Source organism: Mycobacterium sp. NGS56 (assembly GCF_059812425.1).
This window is the reverse complement of the sequence record NZ_JCALCQ010000001.1, coordinates 86,236-104,784: the sequence shown is the minus strand read 5'-3', so window position 1 is coordinate 104,784 and position 18,549 is coordinate 86,236. Positions and strand designations below refer to the sequence as shown.

15 protein-coding genes are annotated in these 18,549 nt (G+C 64.2%); 5 read left to right on the top strand and 10 right to left on the bottom strand.

Annotation, left to right across the window (positions count from 1 at the left end):
• Positions 1–8: 8 nt before the first annotated feature.
• The 6 genes from AC5Y4F_RS00510 to AC5Y4F_RS00485 form a co-directional block, all read right to left on the bottom strand.
• Positions 9–2,927, bottom strand: a complete 2,919-nt coding sequence (locus tag AC5Y4F_RS00510; protein ID WP_067937825.1) for an MMPL/RND family transporter — start codon at positions 2,925–2,927, stop codon at positions 9–11.
• Positions 2,924–3,472, bottom strand: a complete 549-nt coding sequence (locus AC5Y4F_RS00505) for an MmpS family transport accessory protein (RefSeq protein WP_067937822.1) — start codon at positions 3,470–3,472, stop codon at positions 2,924–2,926. The genes AC5Y4F_RS00510 and AC5Y4F_RS00505 overlap by 4 nt, the downstream gene beginning before the upstream one ends.
• Positions 3,473–3,552: 80 nt before the next feature.
• Positions 3,553–4,239, bottom strand: a complete 687-nt coding sequence (locus tag AC5Y4F_RS00500; protein WP_499994530.1) for a TetR/AcrR family transcriptional regulator — start codon at positions 4,237–4,239, stop codon at positions 3,553–3,555.
• A gap of 410 nt (positions 4,240–4,649) precedes the next feature.
• Entirely contained in the window at positions 4,650–5,459 is an 810-nt protein-coding gene (locus AC5Y4F_RS00495; protein WP_499994528.1) for an aspartyl/asparaginyl beta-hydroxylase domain-containing protein, read from the bottom strand.
• Positions 5,460–6,553: 1,094 nt separating this feature from the next.
• Positions 6,554–7,258: a methyltransferase domain-containing protein gene (locus tag AC5Y4F_RS00490; RefSeq protein ID WP_499994524.1), complete on the bottom strand. Its 705-nt coding sequence runs from the start codon at positions 7,256–7,258 to the stop codon at positions 6,554–6,556.
• 285 nt (positions 7,259–7,543) lie between these two features.
• Positions 7,544–8,266, bottom strand: a complete 723-nt coding sequence (locus AC5Y4F_RS00485; protein WP_499994521.1) for a ubiquinone/menaquinone biosynthesis methyltransferase — start codon at positions 8,264–8,266, stop codon at positions 7,544–7,546.
• A 377-nt stretch (positions 8,267–8,643) separates the two neighbouring features.
• On the opposite strand from AC5Y4F_RS00485, the gene AC5Y4F_RS00480 reads away from it, so the two are divergent.
• Positions 8,644–8,772 carry a hypothetical protein gene (locus tag AC5Y4F_RS00480; RefSeq protein WP_255405045.1) on the top strand — a complete coding sequence of 43 codons (129 nt, stop codon included), beginning with the start codon at positions 8,644–8,646 and terminating at the stop codon, positions 8,770–8,772.
• A gap of 577 nt (positions 8,773–9,349) precedes the next feature.
• Positions 9,350–9,679 carry a hypothetical protein gene (locus AC5Y4F_RS00475; protein WP_067937809.1) on the top strand — a complete coding sequence of 110 codons (330 nt, stop codon included), beginning with the start codon at positions 9,350–9,352 and terminating at the stop codon, positions 9,677–9,679.
• 6 nt (positions 9,680–9,685) lie between these two features.
• Here AC5Y4F_RS00475 and AC5Y4F_RS00470 read toward each other — a convergent pair whose 3' ends face one another.
• On the bottom strand, positions 9,686–10,111 hold the full coding sequence (locus tag AC5Y4F_RS00470; protein ID WP_067937807.1) for a thiol-disulfide oxidoreductase DCC family protein: 426 nt from the start codon (positions 10,109–10,111) through the stop codon (positions 9,686–9,688).
• 277 nt (positions 10,112–10,388) lie between these two features.
• On the opposite strand from AC5Y4F_RS00470, the gene AC5Y4F_RS00465 reads away from it, so the two are divergent.
• The 3 genes from AC5Y4F_RS00465 to AC5Y4F_RS00455 all read left to right on the top strand — a co-directional run bounded on the left by AC5Y4F_RS00465 (position 10,389) and on the right by AC5Y4F_RS00455 (position 15,904).
• Positions 10,389–13,004: an ABC transporter ATP-binding protein/permease gene (locus AC5Y4F_RS00465; protein ID WP_499994517.1), complete on the top strand. Its 2,616-nt coding sequence runs from the start codon at positions 10,389–10,391 to the stop codon at positions 13,002–13,004.
• Positions 13,001–14,737, top strand: coding sequence for an ABC transporter ATP-binding protein (locus AC5Y4F_RS00460; RefSeq protein WP_067937803.1), 1,737 nt, complete (start codon positions 13,001–13,003; stop codon positions 14,735–14,737). The genes AC5Y4F_RS00465 and AC5Y4F_RS00460 overlap by 4 nt, the downstream gene beginning before the upstream one ends.
• A gap of 87 nt (positions 14,738–14,824) precedes the next feature.
• A complete protein-coding gene (locus tag AC5Y4F_RS00455; protein WP_067937853.1) occupies positions 14,825–15,904 on the top strand; it encodes a phosphotransferase family protein in 1,080 nt (359 codons plus the stop codon).
• 70 nt (positions 15,905–15,974) lie between these two features.
• Here the strand turns inward: AC5Y4F_RS00455 and AC5Y4F_RS00450 are convergent, their stop codons facing one another.
• Genes AC5Y4F_RS00450 through AC5Y4F_RS00440 form a run of 3 tightly spaced genes read right to left on the bottom strand, consistent with a single transcriptional unit; the run spans position 15,975 to position 18,503 of the window.
• Complete coding sequence (locus tag AC5Y4F_RS00450) at positions 15,975–16,403, bottom strand: pyridoxamine 5'-phosphate oxidase family protein (protein WP_499994514.1); 429 nt, start codon at positions 16,401–16,403, stop codon at positions 15,975–15,977.
• Positions 16,404–16,459: 56 nt separating this feature from the next.
• Positions 16,460–17,281 carry a mycofactocin-coupled SDR family oxidoreductase gene (locus tag AC5Y4F_RS00445; protein ID WP_067937799.1) on the bottom strand — a complete coding sequence of 274 codons (822 nt, stop codon included), beginning with the start codon at positions 17,279–17,281 and terminating at the stop codon, positions 16,460–16,462.
• 37 nt (positions 17,282–17,318) lie between these two features.
• The gene (locus tag AC5Y4F_RS00440) at positions 17,319–18,503 is read right to left on the bottom strand and encodes an acyl-CoA dehydrogenase family protein (RefSeq protein ID WP_067937797.1); all 1,185 of its coding nucleotides are present in this window, start codon (positions 18,501–18,503) and stop codon (positions 17,319–17,321) included.
• Positions 18,504–18,549 lie beyond the last annotated feature (46 nt).

The window sequence follows — 18,549 nt, the reverse complement described above, 5'->3', positions numbered from 1 at the left end:
TAGTCAGGTCAGCGCGGTTGTACCACTCCGCCCGCTGGGTGCTCGTCGACGTCCTTGAGGATCAGCTCGCGCACGGCGCGACGCGGTCCGTACGGCCGCAGCATGGTGCTGGCCGGCCGTGGGCGCACGTGCTGCGGCCACCAGAACCAGCGCCCTAGCAAGGTGGCCAGCGAAGGTGTCATGAACGACCGCACGATCAAGGTGTCGAACAACAAACCCAGCGCGATCGTCGTACCCACCTGGGCCATCACCAGCAGCGGGCTGAACATGAACGTGGCCATGGTGGCGGCGAACACCAGTCCGGCGGAGGTAACCACCGAGCCCGAACCGGCCATCGCGCGGATCGTCCCTGTCTTGAGCCCGGCGTGGATTTCCTCCTTGAACCGCGATATCAGCAGCAGGTTGTAGTCCGAGCCGACCGCCAGCAGCAGGATGATCGCCATCGCCAGCACCATCCAGTGCAGCTTCATGCCCAGGATGTACTGCCATACGAGCACGGAGAGTCCGAACGAGGCGCCCAGCGACAGCAACACCGTACCGACGATCACGAAGGCCGCCACGACGCTTCGGGTGATCACCAGCATGATGACGAAAATCAAAGTGGCTGCGGCGATTCCGGCGATCATCAGGTCGATGTTGGAGCCGTCGTGCATGTCCTTGTACGTCGCGGCGGTGCCGCCGAGGTAGACCTTGGCGCCCTCCCAGGGCGTGCCCTTGATCGCCTCGTGTACGGCCTGCTTGATCGGTGCGATGTGGTTGATGCCTTCAGGAGTCGCCGGATCGCCTTCATGGGAGATGATCAGCCGGACGGCGTGCCCGTTCGGCGAGATGAACTGTTTGAGACCCCGCGCGAAATCCGGGCTCTTGAAGGCCTCCGGCGGAAGGTAGAACGTGTCGTCGTTCTTCGCTTTGTCGAAGGCATCGCCCTGGGCGGTGGCGTTGTCGGACTGCGCTTTCGCCTGGTCGTTAAGGCCCTGTGTGATCGCATAGTTCGACATGATGGTGTCGAGGTTGCGCTGCTGGCTCTCGATCTGCGGCGGTATCAGCGCCACCAGTTTGGGCTGGATCCGATCCAGCTTGTCGAGGTTCGCACTGAGGTTCACGATGTTCTGGGCCACTTGATCGATGCCGTCGAGCGCGTTGAAGATCGACCGAAGTGCCCAGCAAGACGGAATGTCGTAGCAGTGCTTCTCCCAGTAGAAGTAGCTGCGGATCGGCCGGAAGAAATCGTCGAAGTTGGCGATGTCGTCGCGCAACGCCTCAGTGATCTGCACGGTTTCTCTGGTGAGCCTGGTGGTTTCGTGCGTGGTGTTGCTGAGGTCCTGGGTCACCTGCATCTGCTCATGCAGCGTTGCCATCGTCTTGCGCAGCTCGTCGGCCTGCTTGAGCAGGTTTGCCGCCTGCTCCTCTTGGTAGTGCTGGGTCTGGATCCGACCCGCAGCTTGCGCGCCCATCTGGAAACCGAGGGTGCTGTGGTCGAGTGGCGTGCCCAATGGCCGGGTGATGGTCTGCACCCGGCCGATACCGGGGATGTGGAAGACCGCCTTGGCGACCTTGTCCAGGACAATGAAGTCGGCCGGGTTACGCAAGTCGTGATCGGTCTCGATCATCAACAGTTCAGGATTGAGCCGAGCCTGGTCGAAGTGCCGGTCGGCCGCGGCGTAGCCGACATTGGCCGGGGTCTCCGCCGGCAGGAAGTGGCGGTTGTCGTAGTCCGTCTTGTAACCGGGCAGGGCGAGCAGACCAACCAATGCGACCGCGATGGTTACCGCGAGAACCGGTGCGGGCCAGCGGACGATGGCGGTGCCGATGCGACGCCAGCCCCGGGTCTGCAGCTTGCGCTTCGGATCCATGAGCTTGAAGAACGAGGCCACCGTCAGGACCGCCGGACCCAGTGTCAAAGCGGCCAGCACCGCGACCAGCATGCCGATGGCGCACGGTGCGCCCAATGACTGGAAGTACGGCAGCCGGCAGAAGCTCAGGCAGTACATCGCGCCGGCGATGGTCAGGCCCGATCCCAGCACGACATGCGCGGTGCTGTGGAACATGGTGTAGAACGCTTGTTCGCGGGTCTCACCCAGACCGCGTGCTTCGTGGTAGCGGCCGACCACGAAGATCGCGTAGTCCGTGCCGGCGGCGATCGCCATCAACACCAATAAATTGTTGGCGAACGTGGAGAGTCCGATGATGTCGTAGTTGGCCAGCAAGGCAACGACGCCTCGGGCTGCCAACAATTCGACGAAGACCATGAACATCACGCCCAGGACGGTGACGAGCGAGCGATAGACGAACAGCAGCATGACAATAATCACCAGGATCGTGACCATGGTGACTATTGCGACGCCCTTGGCGCCCGCGTGGGACTGGTCGGCGAACAGCGGACCCGCGCCGGTGACGTATGCCTTGATCCCCGGCGGGGCGGGCACCGAGTTGACAATCTTGCGGACGGCGTCGGCAGAGTCGTTCGCCTGCCCGCTGCCCATGTTGCCGGCGAGGTAAACCTGGACGTATGCGGCCTTTTGATCGTGGCTCTGGGAACCCGCCGCGGTCAGCGGATCACTCCAGAAATCCTGGACGTGCTCAACGTGTTCCTTGTCTTGCTCGAGCCGCCTGACGATCTCGTCGTAATAGCGGTGCGCGTCGGCGCCGAGTGGCTTGTCGCCCTCCAGCAAGATCATGGCCGAGTTGTCGGAATCAAACTCTTTGAACGTCGATCCGACGCGCATCATCGACTGGAAGGATGCCGCGTCCGTCGGACTCATCGACACCGAGTGGGTCTTGGCGACGGCCTCCAGCTGCGGGGCCACGGTGTTGGTGATAAAGACGATGCCCAGCCACACCAGCACGATCGGCAGCGCCAGCCGGTGGATCATCCGCGGCAGGAACGGCGGGATCAGCGGCTGATCGACGCGCGGCGGCTCGCTCATGCGGACTTGTCCAGGCAATAGACGAAGGCGTTCACGGTTTGGTTGGGATCTGAGCGGTTCGGAGTCTTGATGACGTCACCGCTCCCGTCGTGCTTGTTCACCACGAACTGGCAGGCTATCCAGCTGCCGTCTCCTTGCGCCACCAGGTTCGCCGGGATGCCGGGCTTCGTTGAACTCAATACTTTGCTCCAGGGCAAGGGCACGTTGAGGGCCTGCTGTGGATGGGAGTTCTCGTCGAGGTAGTTGATGGTTGCCGTGCTGCCCGGTGGGCCCCAGACCTCGAGGGTGATCGTCTTGGCGTTGAACTCGTCGAGTACCTCGCCCGAGGTGCCGCCACCGAACGAACCGCGGTGAACGCCAAAGACGCCGTGCAACCGGTACACCACGAACCCTGAGAGCGCGACGACAGCTGCGATCGTGAGCACCAGCCAGAAACGCCCCAGAAAACTTTTTTTCCCAGCGCGCTGCGGGGCGGCCGTGTCGCCCTCGCTGCCCGCGGAGTTCTGCGTCTTCAGCGGCTCGGTCCTTGGCTCAGTCGTCGTCATGGGCTCTTCAAGTCCTTCACCACGGGTGTCTTCACCGGCTGCAGTTCGCCAAGCCACAGGGCTCCGGCTCCTTTCTGAGTTCATGAGGATTCCGCGATCAGGCCGACGCAGGTGGCTGTCAGCAGCCGGGTGAGGGCGGACGCGAAGTCCAGATTCCACTCGGGCGGAACCACTTCGGGCTCCTCGGCGTAGACGTCGGTCAGGTGCTCCGGCGGGTTCGCGACCTGCCACAGCGTCGCGGCCAGCGAGTACGCGGCCAGCAGGATGTCGAGCGAGCCCGATCGTCCAAGTTCGGGCAGCGCGCATCCGATCGAATCGGCCAGCGACAGTGTGGCCGCGGTGCTGATCCGCCTGACCTCGATGACCCGCTCCGCGTCCACCTCGTGCTCCAAGTGCAGGTGCAGGTTGGCCAGCAGGTCACAAAACAACGGGTCCTCGGCCAGCGCTTCGGCCAATGTCTCGGCGATGCGCGAGGGCGACTTCACGCCGGGCTCGGCCAGCTTCTGCGACACCGTGTTGGACCACCGCACCCAACCCTCGGCGGACAGACGCAGCAGAACTTCCTTGTATGAGGTGAAATAGCGACGCACCGCCGAGTAGTGAATCCCGGCGCGGCTGGCGACCGCGGTCAGGGTGACCGACGCGACGCCCGTCTCCATCGCCAGCGAGCGTGCGGCCTCCACCAAGGCCTCCGCACGTTGGCGTTTCTCTTCCTCAGTGCGAGCGCGCTGAAATGTCAGTTGCGCCACCGGCCGAGCGTAACGCACATTGTGTGATTTGCATAACGCACAAGTTGTTTGCACCTCGGGACGCCCGATCATTGCGAAATCGTCCGACTTCTGATTGCGATTTGGCGCGAGATCCCCAGACGCGTCGCCAACCTGCGCGAGCGCGCTGTGCGCGAAGCCAAAGCGGCCAGAGGGGACATAAAAAACAGCGACCCGCGCTGTGGACATGAACCGCGACCGTCACCTATGACCCGACTCATCAACGATCCCAGCACGTGTGACCCATGACGCAACTCATCTGTCAGCTATGTCTGAACTCAGACACCCTCAGCTAAACGACGCTTCGGCCATGACGAACCGCTTGGGCATCGGTGTCTGGCGCGGCTCGGAAGAGTGCCACCTCGGGCGGCTATGAGAGAGGATTGCTGGATGGCGCGGACAGGGTCGTGCTATGGACTCCGGACTAGATCCGCGGACTGCCTGTCACCCTGATTGGTGATCGCCTCGAAACGCTTCTCCCAACGACGATGGTTATTGAGGGCCCCGAGCACCAAGGGTGACAAAGCGATTCCTCGAGTGATCACCGAATTGAGCATATTCGCCAGAAAGCCCATCGGCCGCATGATGTCGACGAAAAGAACTACTCGTACTCCGTCCGTCCGGTTCCAAGCCTCATGCTCGAATACGTCGTCGAAGATCATTACTCTGCCTTCTTGCCAATGACGGGTCTGCGATCCCACTCGGATGGCACACATGTCCGTTGGTTCGGGAATGACGAGGCCAAGATGAAGACGCAGCACCCCCTTATATAGACCTCGATGGGGGGGAATGTGCTTGCCGGGGGCAAGGATGGAGAAGAACGCAGTCTTCATGCCCGGTATCTGCCGGAGTACTTTGCTTGTTTCCGGGCAACGACGGCAGTTCCCCACCGACTTAACACCATATGCGTAGAAGAAAAATGTCTTCCAGTCGTCGCCCTGGGTGAGGCTCTCAGCTACACCTTTCTGGATGTCCTGAAAGTTCGGCATGTGCGACAGATAGGGCAAAAGCGTGTCCAGCTCGGCGCGGACCTTGCGCCAGTCAGCCTCGATAGCCTTCACCCAGGGAAAGTCCTGTTCATCGAAGAACTCGCGATCGCCGACCAACGAGGCTCGCCCAAAGTAGGCGCAAAGCTTTCGGTCTAGCGCGGTGAGTGTTCGCAGCAGGAATTTCTGTTGCTCGTCGAATGTGGCTGTGTTCGCGACGTTCGTGCCAGTCATTGGTGCGGCCCATAACGAAACAACATGGCTCCGGAACCTCTCCGTGTGTTGGCATTTGCGTTCATGAGGTTGCGCGATTCGTCAATGGAAACGTAAAAGCCAGTGGGGCTTAATTACATCAGGAGATGTGTCAAGCTTGCGCCGACAAGTTCATGCCATTTTCATAACGGCGGATAGCGGAGAAAACCCGCCCGCCGCGTCTGACGAAGGCAACAGCGTGCCACTTTCGAGCAGCACTGTGCATCGCCACCAACGGTCGCAGCTCAAGGTCGATGGTCTCGGTGTCGCGCCCGTTAGGCCGACCATGCGCGCGGCCTGCGGACCGCGACTGGCCGGGGGTGCAGAGTCCAACGCAACCGGCCGCACGGTAGACGGACTTTTCGATCCGGTGAACCGGATGGCTCATGCTGCGACGAGCCGTATGGTGCTCACCCGTCTCATCCGCCTGAACGGGCCGGATGCTCGTGGAGCGGTGCTTAAAGTCAGCTGGCCGCGGCGAAAGGTGTATCCGTCGAGGTCGCCACCGAGTCGGCAAATCGGGGCAGATTCTCGGCTATTACGGGACCACAGAAATAGCAGGGGTCAGGTTCGAGCGTGAGATAGCCGCACACGGGGCACACATCCGGACAAACATTGGTGGTGACCATCCGCACCTCCTAGTGGCGCGTACCTGATGCTCCTCGGTTACCCTCATTCCCGGCCATCGACACGCCGCATCGATCGGTAATGAACTGAAATGTTCATCCAGCAGCCGATCCGCCATCCCGGTGCGGGTACTCGCACGGTCACCGGCAAGAACTGTCATGTTCTCGACCGCTCCTGCCATGAACCGCTACAGGACCTCACGCTCACTTGGCTCACCGTTCACGGGGGTCTGCCCGGGCTCTGGTGTCAGACACGGGGCTACCGTGCAAATCTTGAGCAGCGCCATCATCATCAATAGAGCCACACCAGCAATAACAGCGAAGACTGCGAAGGCCACAACCATCGAGAAGATGCAGGCTATGACACTGGGATGACCGGTCCAAAACTCTGTCATGACGTTGCTGACGATCGGGACGAACGCACAGACAAAACTTACTCCGGGGAGCGTGTTACCTCAGGCCGTCGGCCTGACCTACGCACAACCTGAACAGGTGCCAGGAGATGTCGGCTTGCACCCCGGCCTGGGCCAGGTACTCGCGCCAATCGCTGCGGCGGAAGCCCCGCGCGATGGAGATGACCCCGTCCTCCCGCAGGATGCGATGCCAGCCCATCAGCCGTGCCAGAGCCGGGAAACTGTAGTAGGGCAGCGCGTGGCGCTGCAGGTCGACGATGTGCCAACCGCGCCTGGAATTTTCGTTAAGCCAGGTCAAGAACTTGACGACATCCTCGTCGCTGAGGTGATGGGTGAAGTCTGAACTGACAATGAAGTCAGGCCGCTGCGCGAGCGGGTACCGGAATACATCCGCCGTCCGGTAATCGATATTCATCCACCGAGGGGTCGCTTCCCGTGCGATGGCTGTGCTGCGCGGGTTGACGTCGATGCCCGAGAGTTGGACCTTCAGCCCGCGCCGGTGCGCCCATGTGGCGATAGCGCGCAACAGATCACCGTGCCCGCAGGCCACGTCCAAAATGGTGACCGTGCTGCCGGCGTGGCGTGCTCTTGTGGCCCGCGCCAGCCAGCGAAGCGTCGGGTAGTGGGTGAAGGTCACGCGATTGACGACGGCGAGCTCATCGAGGCATCGCTGATAGGTGGCCAGGTCGGTGCTCTCGTCGTCCAATGTTTCCGATTGCGTGCTGCGCGCTGAGAGGCGCATCGGCTGCCCCTTAGCTTGCCTCTGCTTATCGCAGCGAGCGTATGACGCACAGACGCGGCGCGGGTGCGAAAACGGGAACATGCAGAGCCGGAAGGGATGGAGTTGCCCGACCGTCAGGGTCTAGGCTGCAGCGGTCTTGCTCGCTCCGCATACGAAAATTACACAGGCTTTCCGTGGTAGAACGTGCACAACGGCGCAGCGGATTGCGCTGACGTTTAAAAACTTTGGGCGCAAGCAGCGGCAGCGGATAGGGGATCGGGCCAAGGCTGTCGCCGAGTGCTCGACTTATCCTGCGGGACGCGAACCGAAATGGGCCGTTCCGAAGCCGGTGCGTAGCGAGACGTAGCTAATGTTCTCGAAGCCGGCTTGCAGCATTGCCTCGCTCAGTTCCTCGCGTGACAGCCAGGTGCGGATGGAATCGGACGTGTAACGGTGGGCGTCGCGATGCCAGGAAAACGCCCAGCCCGCCCTCGGCATCAGGCCGAAGTAAAGCAGGTCATGAATGACTTTGAGCGGCTTGGCGTTCGGCTTGCTGAAGTCGAGCACCATCAAGCGGCCGCCCGGCCGTAGAACACGACGGAATTCACGTAGCGCCTGCCGGCGATCCGCAACGTTGCGCAGCCCGAAGCCGATCGTGACTACGTCAAACCATGCATCCGGGAACCGTAGATCCGTGGCGTCGCCGTCCTGGAAGTCGACGGACCCGTGCTGCCGGCCCCGGGCGACCTCAAGCATCGCCGCGCAGGAATCGACGGCCACCACCACGCCTTCCGGTCCGACTGCGGCCTCCTCCGCCAGCGCCAGGTCGCCGGTTCCAGTGGCAACATCCAGCACTCGTTCGCCCGGCCGAAGGGCGCAAAGCTCGATGGCCTGTCGCTTCCACACCCGGTGCAGCCCCACCGTCCAAACATCGGTCATCACGTCGTAGCGCGGCGCTAGCGCAGAGAACAGCTCCTTGACGTACCTGCTTTTGGCTTCGTCCGACTGGTTCCATCGCCGTGTAATCATCGGGAGCCTCCGCAGATCGCGACGTTGCCCCCGAATCGTCGATGGGAGCATAAGCGCTTCCGTGCTCACCCATATCCTTAATTCCGGAAATCACCGCGGCTGGTGGTAGGCCAACGGGACCAGCACGCGACCCGAAACGGGCATCGAGCGTCCGAATCGTGGCTATCTGCACTGGAGAAAAAACCGGCAATCCTACTTTGGGTGTCGGCGTGAAATTGGTCGGTTCAGACGACCCGGCCCAAGACGGTCCAAAGCCGCCGACATCAGAATTTCTGCGGAGTTTTTCAGAGTATTGCACACGCGCGTAACGACCGCTATAACATCAAATAGCCGTACTTCGATGCCACGGTGATTGAACTAGGAGAAAGGCTTGATTCATGAAGACGAAGACCACCAAGAAGATGCTGAAAGCCGTCGCGCTAGCCACAGTGCTGACGGGCGTGATGCTGGGATCGTCGGGCTGCATAACGATCGACCTTTCGCCAGGCACAATCGCAACGAGGTGACCTCCCGGCGCGATGCTGGAGAGCACGCTTGTTCAAACGGTCAAGTCGTCGGCTGACGCTTAAACTGACTGCCGTGCAATCGCTTACGCGACGGCGCCAAGTCAAGTAGAGCGGTGATCGCTAGTCGCGGGAAGCGGCTCGATTTCGCGGCTGATTGTCGAGATCATCCATCCGCCGGCCCGGCGGCTGATTTCGTCAGTGATGTCGCGATGACCGCTGCGGTGAGCACCGAACGGAATCGCATGGACCCCGGTTCATGACATTGTTTTTCATTGTCATGGTCCGGCGCGTATGACAGCGCAACGGCTTCATGTTTATCGTCTCGAGCGGTGGGCGAAGAATTGCACCAATTGCAATCGATGGTGTCGGTGTCGCGCTTCTTGACGGGTCGTGTTCGTAATTCAGGGCGCGGGTTCGATATTACTCGCTAGGCCAGGTAAACATCGGCATCCACAAAAGAGGGCTGTGCCCCGGCGAGAGCTGGGGCGACCCCAGCACGCCCTAGACGACCTCGACCGGGGTGTGCGTCAAATCCTTCCTGGCGGGTACCTGGAACTCACGGGATAAAGGAGGCGCCATGCCCACCGGGAACGAGTCATCACCACGAAGCGAAAAGGCCGTCACCGCAGAAGATGTCAAGCTCGCCGAACGTAAAGCCGCCGCGGCGCGCGAACGCGCCGCTCGCGCGGGACTGTCCGCAGCGCGGAGCTTTGAACAATCCGCAGTTCAGCACGAGCGGGTCGCGAAGATCCAAGATCAAACCATCCAACAAGGGGTCTCGCACACGGAGGTTCACCGCAGGTCTGCGTTGAAGCACCGCCAAGCGGCGGCAGAGGACCGCAAGCTGGCCGAGCAGAAGCGCCGGGAATCCGAAGCGGACCTTGCGTCGGCGCCGCTCACCGACTGACGCCGGTCAGTGCTCCACGAAGCGGGCGCGAACCTGCGGCGAAGGCAACGGGCAGGTGTCGTACTTGCCGCCGACGCGATAGCGGACTGCGGCGAACCTGTCGTAGAGCCAGTCGAGCAGCGGAGCCGGGATGACACGCGCGATCGTAACCAGCCGCCACGCTCCGCCGAGATAATTCGCGACACGCAGCACGGCCTCGGATCGGACAGCCACCCGTTCCGATGGCCCGCCGGGATCATCGACGAACACCACCGAGTCGACGCTGCCGATCTCCGGGTGCCGCTCGATGATTCCTTTGGCGAAGACACTCTCCAGCGCCGCGAAGCGCAGGGGACCGGTCGGATCGAATCGCAGGATCGTCCGAACCGACCGATTGCACACCCCGCAGACCCCGTCGTACAGCAGCACGGGCGTCGCCGATTCACCGCTCATATTGCGAGGTTACTGGCCGGAGCGCCCAGCGCACGGGCACCAAGATTGACCTTTGGTAAGGCAACCCTTAGTTTGTGGGGGTAACGTACCGAGTCGTGACCGGCTGGTCGGCGATCCGCGGCGGGACGCGGGCGAGCCGGGTCGCCCGCCGATGTCGAGTTCAGGGTGCGCGGTCGATGCCGGCCGCATCGATCCGTGACCCGTGGCAGTGAATCCGCCGGGTCGTCCAGATCGCCGAGGCCGTCGCTCCGCCGAGCGCCGCGAGAAAGGACCGCCAATGGCACGCGGATTCTCCGGTGTGATGCTGCGCAGCTTCGGCGCGCGCGACCACAGCGCAACGGTCACCGAAACCGTTCGGATCGCCCCGCACTTCGTCCGGGTCCGCATGACGTCGCCGACGCTATTCGAAGACGTCGACGCCGAACCGGCGGCGTGGCTGCGGTTCTGGTTCCCGGACCCGGACGGATCGAAAACGGAATTCCAGCGCGCGTACACGATCTCGGAGGCGGACGTTGCCAGCGGACGCTTCGCGGTCGACATCGTGCTGCACGATCCTGCCGGCCCGGCGTCGCTATGGGCGCGCACCGTGCGGCCTGGAGCCACCATCGCGGTCATGGCACTGATGGGTTCGTCGCGGTTTGACGTACCCGACGAGCAGCCGGCCGGTTACCTGCTGATCGGTGACTCCGCATCCATACCGGGGATGAACGGGATCATCGGAGTAATCCCCGACGACGTCCCGATCGAGATGTACCTCGAACAGCACGACGACGACGACACGTTGATCCCGGTCGCCCAGCATCCTCGGCTGCGGCTGCGCTGGGTTGCCCGCCACGACGAGAAGTCGCTCGCCGCCGCGATCGAGAGCCGGGATTGGTCCAACTGGTATGCATGGGCGACCCCAGAAGCCACGACGCTCAAGCACGTGCGGGCCCGGCTGCGTGACGAATTCGGCTTTCCCAAATCTGAGGTTCACGCCCAGGCCTACTGGAGCGCGGGGCGCGCGATGGGTACCCGGCGCGGTGGCGAGCCGGAGGCATCCGACAGCGTCGCGCCCACCGTGTCCGCGGAAGACACTGCTGTGCAGCTGGAGGCGGCACAGCAGGTAGCCGACACGAAGCCCGCGCCAGCGGCCCGCGGTAACTGGCGTGCCCAGGCCGCCGGCCGATTGCTCGCGCCGCTGCGGTCGGCGCTGATCGTCTCGGGCGCGTTGCAGACGCTGATCACGCTGGTGCAACTGACACCCTTTGTGTTGCTGGTCGAGCTGGCTCGGCGCCTGGTTTCCGGGGCGCCCGCTTCCCGACTGACCGACATCGGCATCGCCGCGGTGTCGCTGCTGGGCCTCGGGGCGTTGTTCGGTGCCGCCCTCACTCTCTGGCTCCATGTCGTCGACGCGCGGTTCGCCCGTGATTTGCGTTCGCGACTGTTGCACAAGCTGTCTCGGCTACCGCTGGGCTGGTTCACCGCGCGCGGGTCGGGATCGATCAAACAACTGCTGCAGGACGACACGTTGTCCCTGCACTACCTGGTCACCCACGCCATCCCGGACGCGGTCGCCGCGGCCGTCGCGCCGGTCGCGGTGTTGGTGTACCTGTTCGTTGTCGACTGGCGGGTGGCGTTGGTGCTGTTTGTGCCCGTCCTCGTGTACCTGGTCCTGACGTCGTCGCTCACGATCCAGTCGGGCCCGCGCATCCCGCAGTCGCAACGCTGGGCGGAGACGATGAGCGGCGAGGCCGGCGCATACCTGGAAGGCCAGCCGGTGATTCGTGTCTTCGGTGGGGCCGCCGCATCCAGCTTCCGGCGCCGCCTGGACGATTACGTCGGCTTCCTGGTCAGCTGGCAGCGACCGCTAGCCGGCAAGAAGACAGTCATGGATTTGGTCACCCGTCCCTCCACGTTCCTTTGGCTCATCGCGGTCACGGGAACATTGCTGGTGGTCACGGGCCGGATGAATGCGGTGGATCTATTGCCGTTCTTGTTGCTGGGCACCACATTCGGCGCACGACTGCTCGGCATAGCCTACGGGCTGGGCGGCATCCGCGCCGGCATGCTCGCCGCGCGGCGCCTGCAGAACACGCTCGACGAGGCCGACCTCGCCGTGCTGGACGACGACCAAGTCCACCAAAGTTCGGCGGCCACAGTGATGTTCGACAACGTGGGCTTCGGCTACCGCCCCGACGTTCCGGTCATCCACGATGTCTCGCTGACCTTGCGGCCCGGCACGGTCACCGCGCTGGTCGGCCCGTCCGGATCCGGCAAGTCGACCTTGGCGGCCTTGCTGGCCCGGTTCCACGACGTCGGGCAGGGCGCGATACGTGTTGGGGGACAAGATATTCGGTCGATGACCGCCGACCAGCTGTATGCCCAGGTCGGATTCGTGTTGCAGGAAACGCAATTGGTGCACGGTACCGTCGCAGAGAACATCGCGCTGGCCGTCCCCGATGCCACCAGGGCGGAAATCGAGCGAGCGGCGCGCGAGGCCCAAATCCACGATCGCATCATGCGACTGCCGGACGGCTACGACACCAGGCTGGGCGCCGGAAAGAGGCTATCGGGCGGCGAACGCCAACGGCTCACCATCGCCCGTGCGATCCTGGCCGACACCCCGGTGCTGATCCTCGACGAGGCCACTGCATTTGCCGACCCGGAATCGGAATACCTTGTGCAGCAGGCGCTTAATCGGTTGACGCAGGACCGCACCGTGCTGGTGATTGCGCATCGCTTGCATACGATCACCCGGGCCCATCAGATCGTCGTGCTTGACCACGGCCGCATCGTCGAACGCGGCACGCACGACGAGCTGCTGAGCGCCGACGGCCGCTACCGACGGTTATGGGAGGGTGGCCGCCGCGACCAGTTGACCGCCGGCACGACTGGCGAGGGGGCACGATGATTCGTACGTGGTTGAGCCTGGTCCCGGCGGATCGCCGCAACCGGGTCGTCACCTACACGGTGCTGGCGTTGATCTCCGTGGTGGTGCGCGCGGTGGCCAGCGTGTTGCTCGTCCCTCTGGTCGGGGCGCTGTTCAGTGACGACCCGGGGCGCGCGCTGGTCTGGCTGGGGTGGCTCACTGCGGCCACCGTGACCGGCTGGGTGATCGACACCGCAACGGCGCGTATCGGTTTCGATTTGGGCTTTGCCGTGCTGGACCACAGCCAACACGACGTGGCGGATCGGCTGCCGGGTGTGAAGCTGGATTGGTTCACCGCCGAGCACACGGCGACGGCGCGGCAGGCGATCGCGGCCACCGGCCCGGAACTCGTCGGTCTGGTCGTCAACCTACTCACGCCGCTGATCTCCGCCATCCTGCTGCCCGCGGCCATCGCGGTGGTCTTGTTGCCGGTCTCCTGGCAGCTCGGGGCCGCCGCGCTGGGTGGTCTGCCGCTGCTGCTGGGCGCGCTATGGGCATCGGCCCGCATCGCGCGACGCGCGGATGCCGCGGCAGCCGACGCCAACAGCGCGCTCACCGAACGGATCATCGAGTTCGCCCGAACCCAGCAGGCGCTGCGAGCCGCGCGCCGCGTCGAGCCGGCGAGGAGCCTCGTCGGTAATGCACTGGCCGCCCAGCACGGTGCCACGATGCGCTTGCTCTCCATGCAGGTTCCTGGGCAACTGCTGTTCAGCCTCGCCAGTCAGCTTGCGCTGATCCTGCTCGCCGGGGCGACCACCGCGCTGACCGTGAATGGAACGGTCACGGTGCCCGAGGCCGTTGCGTTGATCGTCGTCATCGTGCGCTACCTCGAACCGTTCACCACCATCAGCGAGCTGGCTCCGGCGCTGGAAAGCACCCGCGCCACGCTCGAGAACATCCGCTCGGTGCTCGCCGCGCCGCTGGTGAACGTCGGCGCCGCCACGCTGGCGGGCGCAGCGGCGCCCCGCATCGAATTCGACGACGTGGTGTTTCGTTACGACGGTGCCGGCTCGCCGGTGCTCGACGGGGTGAGCTTCACGTTGGAGCCGGGTAGCACCACGGCGATCGTCGGGCCTTCCGGTTCGGGCAAGAGCACCATCCTGGCGCTCATCGCCGGGCTGCATGAGCCCACCGGCGGCCGGGTGCTGATCGACGGAGTGGATGCGGTGACGCTGGACGGCGCAGCGCGGCGGGCAGCCAGCAGCGTGGTGTTCCAGCATCCCTACCTGTTTCACGGGTCGATCCGCGACAACGTGCTCGCCGGAGATCCCGGCGCGGGCGAAGAGCAGTTGACGCGGGCGGTGGCGCTCGCCCGCGTCGACGAGCTCGTCGGGAGGCTGCCCGACGGTGCCGACACCGTCGTTGGAGAGGCCGGCTCGGCACTGTCCGGTGGTGAGCGGCAACGGGTCAGCATCGCCCGCGCGTTACTCAAGCCCGCGCCGATACTGCTGGTAGACGAGGCGACCAGCGCGCTGGACACCGAGAACGAGGCGGCGGTGGTCGACGCCCTAACCGCCGACCGGCAATCGCGTACCCAGGTGATCGTCGCCCATCGGCTGGCCAGCATCAGGCACGCCGACCGGGTTCTGTTCGTCGACAACGGCCGAGTCGTCGAAGATGGAACCGTTGACGAATTGCTCGCTGCGGGCGGCCGTTTCGACGAGTTCTGGCGCCAGCAGCACGAAGCCGCCGAATGGCGGATTCTGGCCGACTAGCACACCGCGGTCGACCGCAACTCTTGCGGTATGCCTTACAGTTTGTCGGTCGGACCGAGCTGTCTGCTTACAGGAGGCGTGCTGCTTATGAGTGCCGTGCTGTCGATACCGCGTTACCCCGGCGACGTGACCCCGCAGTGGTTGTCGGCGGCGCTCAGCGGCGGCGGCACACCTGTCGCGGTCGCCGACGTGGAGGTGATCGCGATCGGCACGGGACAAACCGGGGCGACCTACCGGGTCACCGCTCGCTATGCGACGGATCCCGGCGACCTGCCGCAGACCTTTGTGATCAAGCTACCCGCCCAGGACGACGCGGTACGTGACCGGGTCGTCATCGGCTACCGCAGCGAATGCGCCTTCTACTCCTCGGTGGCGGATCGGGTCCAAGTGCCGACACCACGATGCTTCTATTCGGAGATCACCGAGGATGCAACGGACTTCGCCCTGCTACTCGCCGACCAGGCGCCGGCGGTGCAGGGCGATCAGCTCATCGGGTGTGGCGAAACCGAAGCGCGGCTTGCGGTTACCGCTCTGGCGGGCCTACACGCGCCGAGTTGGTGCGATCCCGTCTGGCTCGATTTTCCGGGCATCGCGTTCGGCCGGCCGGATGAAGCCGGTGCCGGCGGTATGGGTGAGGTGGCGAAGATGAGCGCCGACATCACCCTGGAGAAGCTGGGTGATCGGATGAGCTCGGAAGATCGCGACACCTTCAGCGCGGCAATGGGTTCGATCGCACCGTGGCTGATGTCCGACTACGACCGGTTCGCCTTGTTGCACGGCGATTATCGGCTGGACAACTTGCTGTTCGATCCCGATCGAACCAGGGTCAGCGTGGTCGACTGGCAGACGCTCGGCGTCGGCTTGCCGGCCCGAGATCTGGCCTACTTCACCGCAACCAGCCTCAACTCGCAGTTGCGGGCCAACATTGAAGAAGAGCTCGTTGCCGACTATCACCGGGCCTTGACGGCCGGCGGTGTCGCCGGCTACGACCGCGAAACATGTTGGCGCGATTACCGGCTCGGGGTGTTGCAGGCACCCCTGATCTCCGCGCTGGGCTTCGCATTCGCCGCGGCCACCGAGCGTGGCGACGACATGGTGCTGACCATGCTCAGCCGTGGGTGCCAGGCGATCCGCGAGCTGGGGACGCTGGAATTAATCGAGCACTGATCGGCGAGCCGCTTCCTGTGCCAACTGCATGCGTGAGGTGAGCCCGAGTTTCGCCTAGACATGGGTGAGGTCAGAGATCGCCGGTGAAGTCGGCGCTCAACCAGCGGTCGGGCCGGATGGTGAACAGCACCTCCTCGACGCCTTCCATGCTGCGCACGAACGCCCGACCGCCCTCTTCGCCGAGGTAACGGATCGCGATCGATTCCTGTACGTCGGCGGGCGCCGGGTTGGTGGTCTCGACGACGGTGCCTTCCACCACCACGTACTGATACGGCGGCTCCTCGCGCTGAACCACCAGCGTCACCACCCCCGTTTGGGCGATGAGGCGGGCCTTGCGGCTCGACGGCCCAGTCATGAGCCGGATATTTCCACCGGGGGTGTAGTCGTACCAGATCGGGACACTGGCCGGCGGCCGGCCTTCGGTGGCGGCGACGGATAGCACCGCCACATGCTTGTCGGCGAGAAACTTCTGGCGCTCGGTTTCACTGAAGGCTTTCATGCCGTGTGCAAACGCCGCGACGGTGGAGCTATTCCCGGGTGACCTGCCAAAAGCGATCAGTACTGTGTCGAGCCCTGGTCGATCGGGATTTGTGCGGCCGTGACCTTGCGCGATTCGTCGCTGGCCAGCCAGCAGACGGTATCGGCGATCTCCTCGGGCTCGGCGACCCAGTCCGGCAGAAACGGTGTGAGGACGTGCGACAGCTGCGGGTTGGTCTCCATGGTCTTGCCCACCGCGTCGACCATGTCACCGGAGCCCATCGCGGTATTCACCGGACCCGGGTGAACACTGTTGACCCGAATCGAATGCTTCCCCAATTCCGCGGCGAAGGCCCGCGCCAGCCCGGTGACGGCATGCTTGCTGGCGGTGTAGTGGATCATGAAGGGCTGCATCTTCATGCCGGCGGCAGAACTGACGAGGATGATGGAGCCGCCGCGGCCCCCGGCGATGATCTTGTCCGCGCCGGCCATCACGGTGTTCCAGGTGCCCGTCACGTTGATGTCCATGACGTCGCGGAAGTTCTCCGGTGTGATGTCGTCCCATGCCTGCGGGGCCGCGACGCCCGCGTTGGCGACGATGATGTCCAGCCGGCCCAGCTCGGCGACGCCATCGACGACCGCCTTTCGCAGACCGTCGAAGTCGCGGGTGTCCACGACCGAAGAGATGATCCGGCGATTCGCCGCTTCGACCAGGCGCACGGTCTCGCTCAGGTCGTCGGGAGTCGCCGGATCGTAGGGCACGCACGGCGGCAGCTTGCCCGCGATGTCGACCGCGATGATGTCGGCGCCCTCCTGGGCCATGCGCACGGCGTGCGCCCTGCCCTGACCGCGGGCCGCGCCGGTAATGAATGCCACTCTTCCGGCGAGCTTGCCGCTCATAGGTGCTCCTCTAGTGCGTTCGGTCGCGCGGCCACGCTCAACCCTGTGCCGCCTTGACGAGGTTGGATCCGATGATCAAACGCTGAATCTCACTGGTGCCCTCGTACAGCCGCAGCAGGCGCACATCGCGGTAGATGCGTTCGACGGCAACGCCTCGCATGTAACCCGTGCCGCCATGAATCTGCACCGCGAGATCGGCGACATTGCCGGCCATTTCGGTGCAGAAGACCTTGGCGGCTGACGGCGCGATCCTGCGATCCTCCTCCGTGACCCATAGCCGAGCGGCTTCGCGCACCAGCGCCCGGCCGGCCATCACGCCGGTCTGCTGGTCGGCGAGCATGCCCTGCACCAGTTGGAAGCTCCCGATCGGCGTCCCGCCCTGCGTTGCGGTGGCGGCGTACGACACCGATTCGTCGAGCGCGCGTTGCGCCGCGCCCACCGCGAGCGCGGCGATGTGCACCCGCCCACGGGCCAACGACGTCAGGGCCGCCCGGTATCCGTGGTCTTCACTACCGCCGACAAGCGCATCGGAGCCGACGCGCACGTCGGTGAAATTGACGTCGGCAGTCCAGGCGCCTTCCTGGCCCATCTTGGCGTCCTTGGCGCCCACCTCGACGCCCGCGGCGTCTGCGGGAACCAGGAAGACGGCGATTCCCGGGCCCTTGTCGTCGGCCGGTCGGGTACGTGCGAACACCACAAAGAGATTCGCGACGGGTGCGTTGGTGATGAAGCGCTTCTGTCCCGAGATCACCCAAGCCGCGTCGTTTCCGGAGCCGTCGCGAACGGCTTTGGTGCGCAAGCCGGTCGGGTTAGACCCCGCGCCGGGTTCGGTCAACGCGAAGGACGCGACGACGTCGCCGGACGCGATCGACTCCAGCCAGCGGGACTTCTGTTCGTCGGTGCCGAACCCCACCAGCACCTGCCCGGCGATGCCGTTGTTGGTGCCGAACATCGAACGCAGCGCCAGTGACGTGTAGCCCAACTCCATCGCCATCTCCACGTCCTGCATGAGGTTGAGCCCAAGGCCGCCCCACTCCTGGGGAATCGCGTAGCCGAACAGGCCCATCTTCTTTGCCTCATCACGCAGGTCATCGGGGACGCGATCGGCCTCGAGGATCTCCTGCTCGCGAGGGACAACTGCGCTACGGATGAATTGCTTTGTCTGAGCGAGGATCTCGCGGAAGTCCTCGTCGGAGACTTCAGCGCCTTCGGCCGTGGCCATGGGCTCCACACTCCTCTCTCGATCCGGGACACCCCGGTTCAGAGCA

Coding starts and splice junctions, on each gene's coding strand:
- AC5Y4F_RS00510 (WP_067937825.1), bottom strand. CDS start 2,927: ATGAGCGAGCCGCCGCGCGTCGATCAGCCGCTGATCCCGCCGTTCCTG.
- AC5Y4F_RS00505 (WP_067937822.1), bottom strand. CDS start 3,472: ATGACGACGACTGAGCCAAGGACCGAGCCGCTGAAGACGCAGAACTCC.
- AC5Y4F_RS00495 (WP_499994528.1), bottom strand. CDS start 5,459: ATGACTGGCACGAACGTCGCGAACACAGCCACATTCGACGAGCAACAG.
- AC5Y4F_RS00490 (WP_499994524.1), bottom strand. CDS start 7,258: ATGCGCCTCTCAGCGCGCAGCACGCAATCGGAAACATTGGACGACGAG.
- AC5Y4F_RS00485 (WP_499994521.1), bottom strand. CDS start 8,266: ATGATTACACGGCGATGGAACCAGTCGGACGAAGCCAAAAGCAGGTAC.
- AC5Y4F_RS00480 (WP_255405045.1), top strand. CDS start 8,644: ATGAAGACGAAGACCACCAAGAAGATGCTGAAAGCCGTCGCGCTAGCC.
- AC5Y4F_RS00475 (WP_067937809.1), top strand. CDS start 9,350: ATGCCCACCGGGAACGAGTCATCACCACGAAGCGAAAAGGCCGTCACC.
- AC5Y4F_RS00470 (WP_067937807.1), bottom strand. CDS start 10,111: ATGAGCGGTGAATCGGCGACGCCCGTGCTGCTGTACGACGGGGTCTGC.
- AC5Y4F_RS00465 (WP_499994517.1), top strand. CDS start 10,389: ATGGCACGCGGATTCTCCGGTGTGATGCTGCGCAGCTTCGGCGCGCGC.
- AC5Y4F_RS00460 (WP_067937803.1), top strand. CDS start 13,001: ATGATTCGTACGTGGTTGAGCCTGGTCCCGGCGGATCGCCGCAACCGG.
- AC5Y4F_RS00455 (WP_067937853.1), top strand. CDS start 14,825: ATGAGTGCCGTGCTGTCGATACCGCGTTACCCCGGCGACGTGACCCCG.
- AC5Y4F_RS00450 (WP_499994514.1), bottom strand. CDS start 16,403: ATGAAAGCCTTCAGTGAAACCGAGCGCCAGAAGTTTCTCGCCGACAAG.
- AC5Y4F_RS00445 (WP_067937799.1), bottom strand. CDS start 17,281: ATGAGCGGCAAGCTCGCCGGAAGAGTGGCATTCATTACCGGCGCGGCC.
- AC5Y4F_RS00440 (WP_067937797.1), bottom strand. CDS start 18,503: ATGGCCACGGCCGAAGGCGCTGAAGTCTCCGACGAGGACTTCCGCGAG.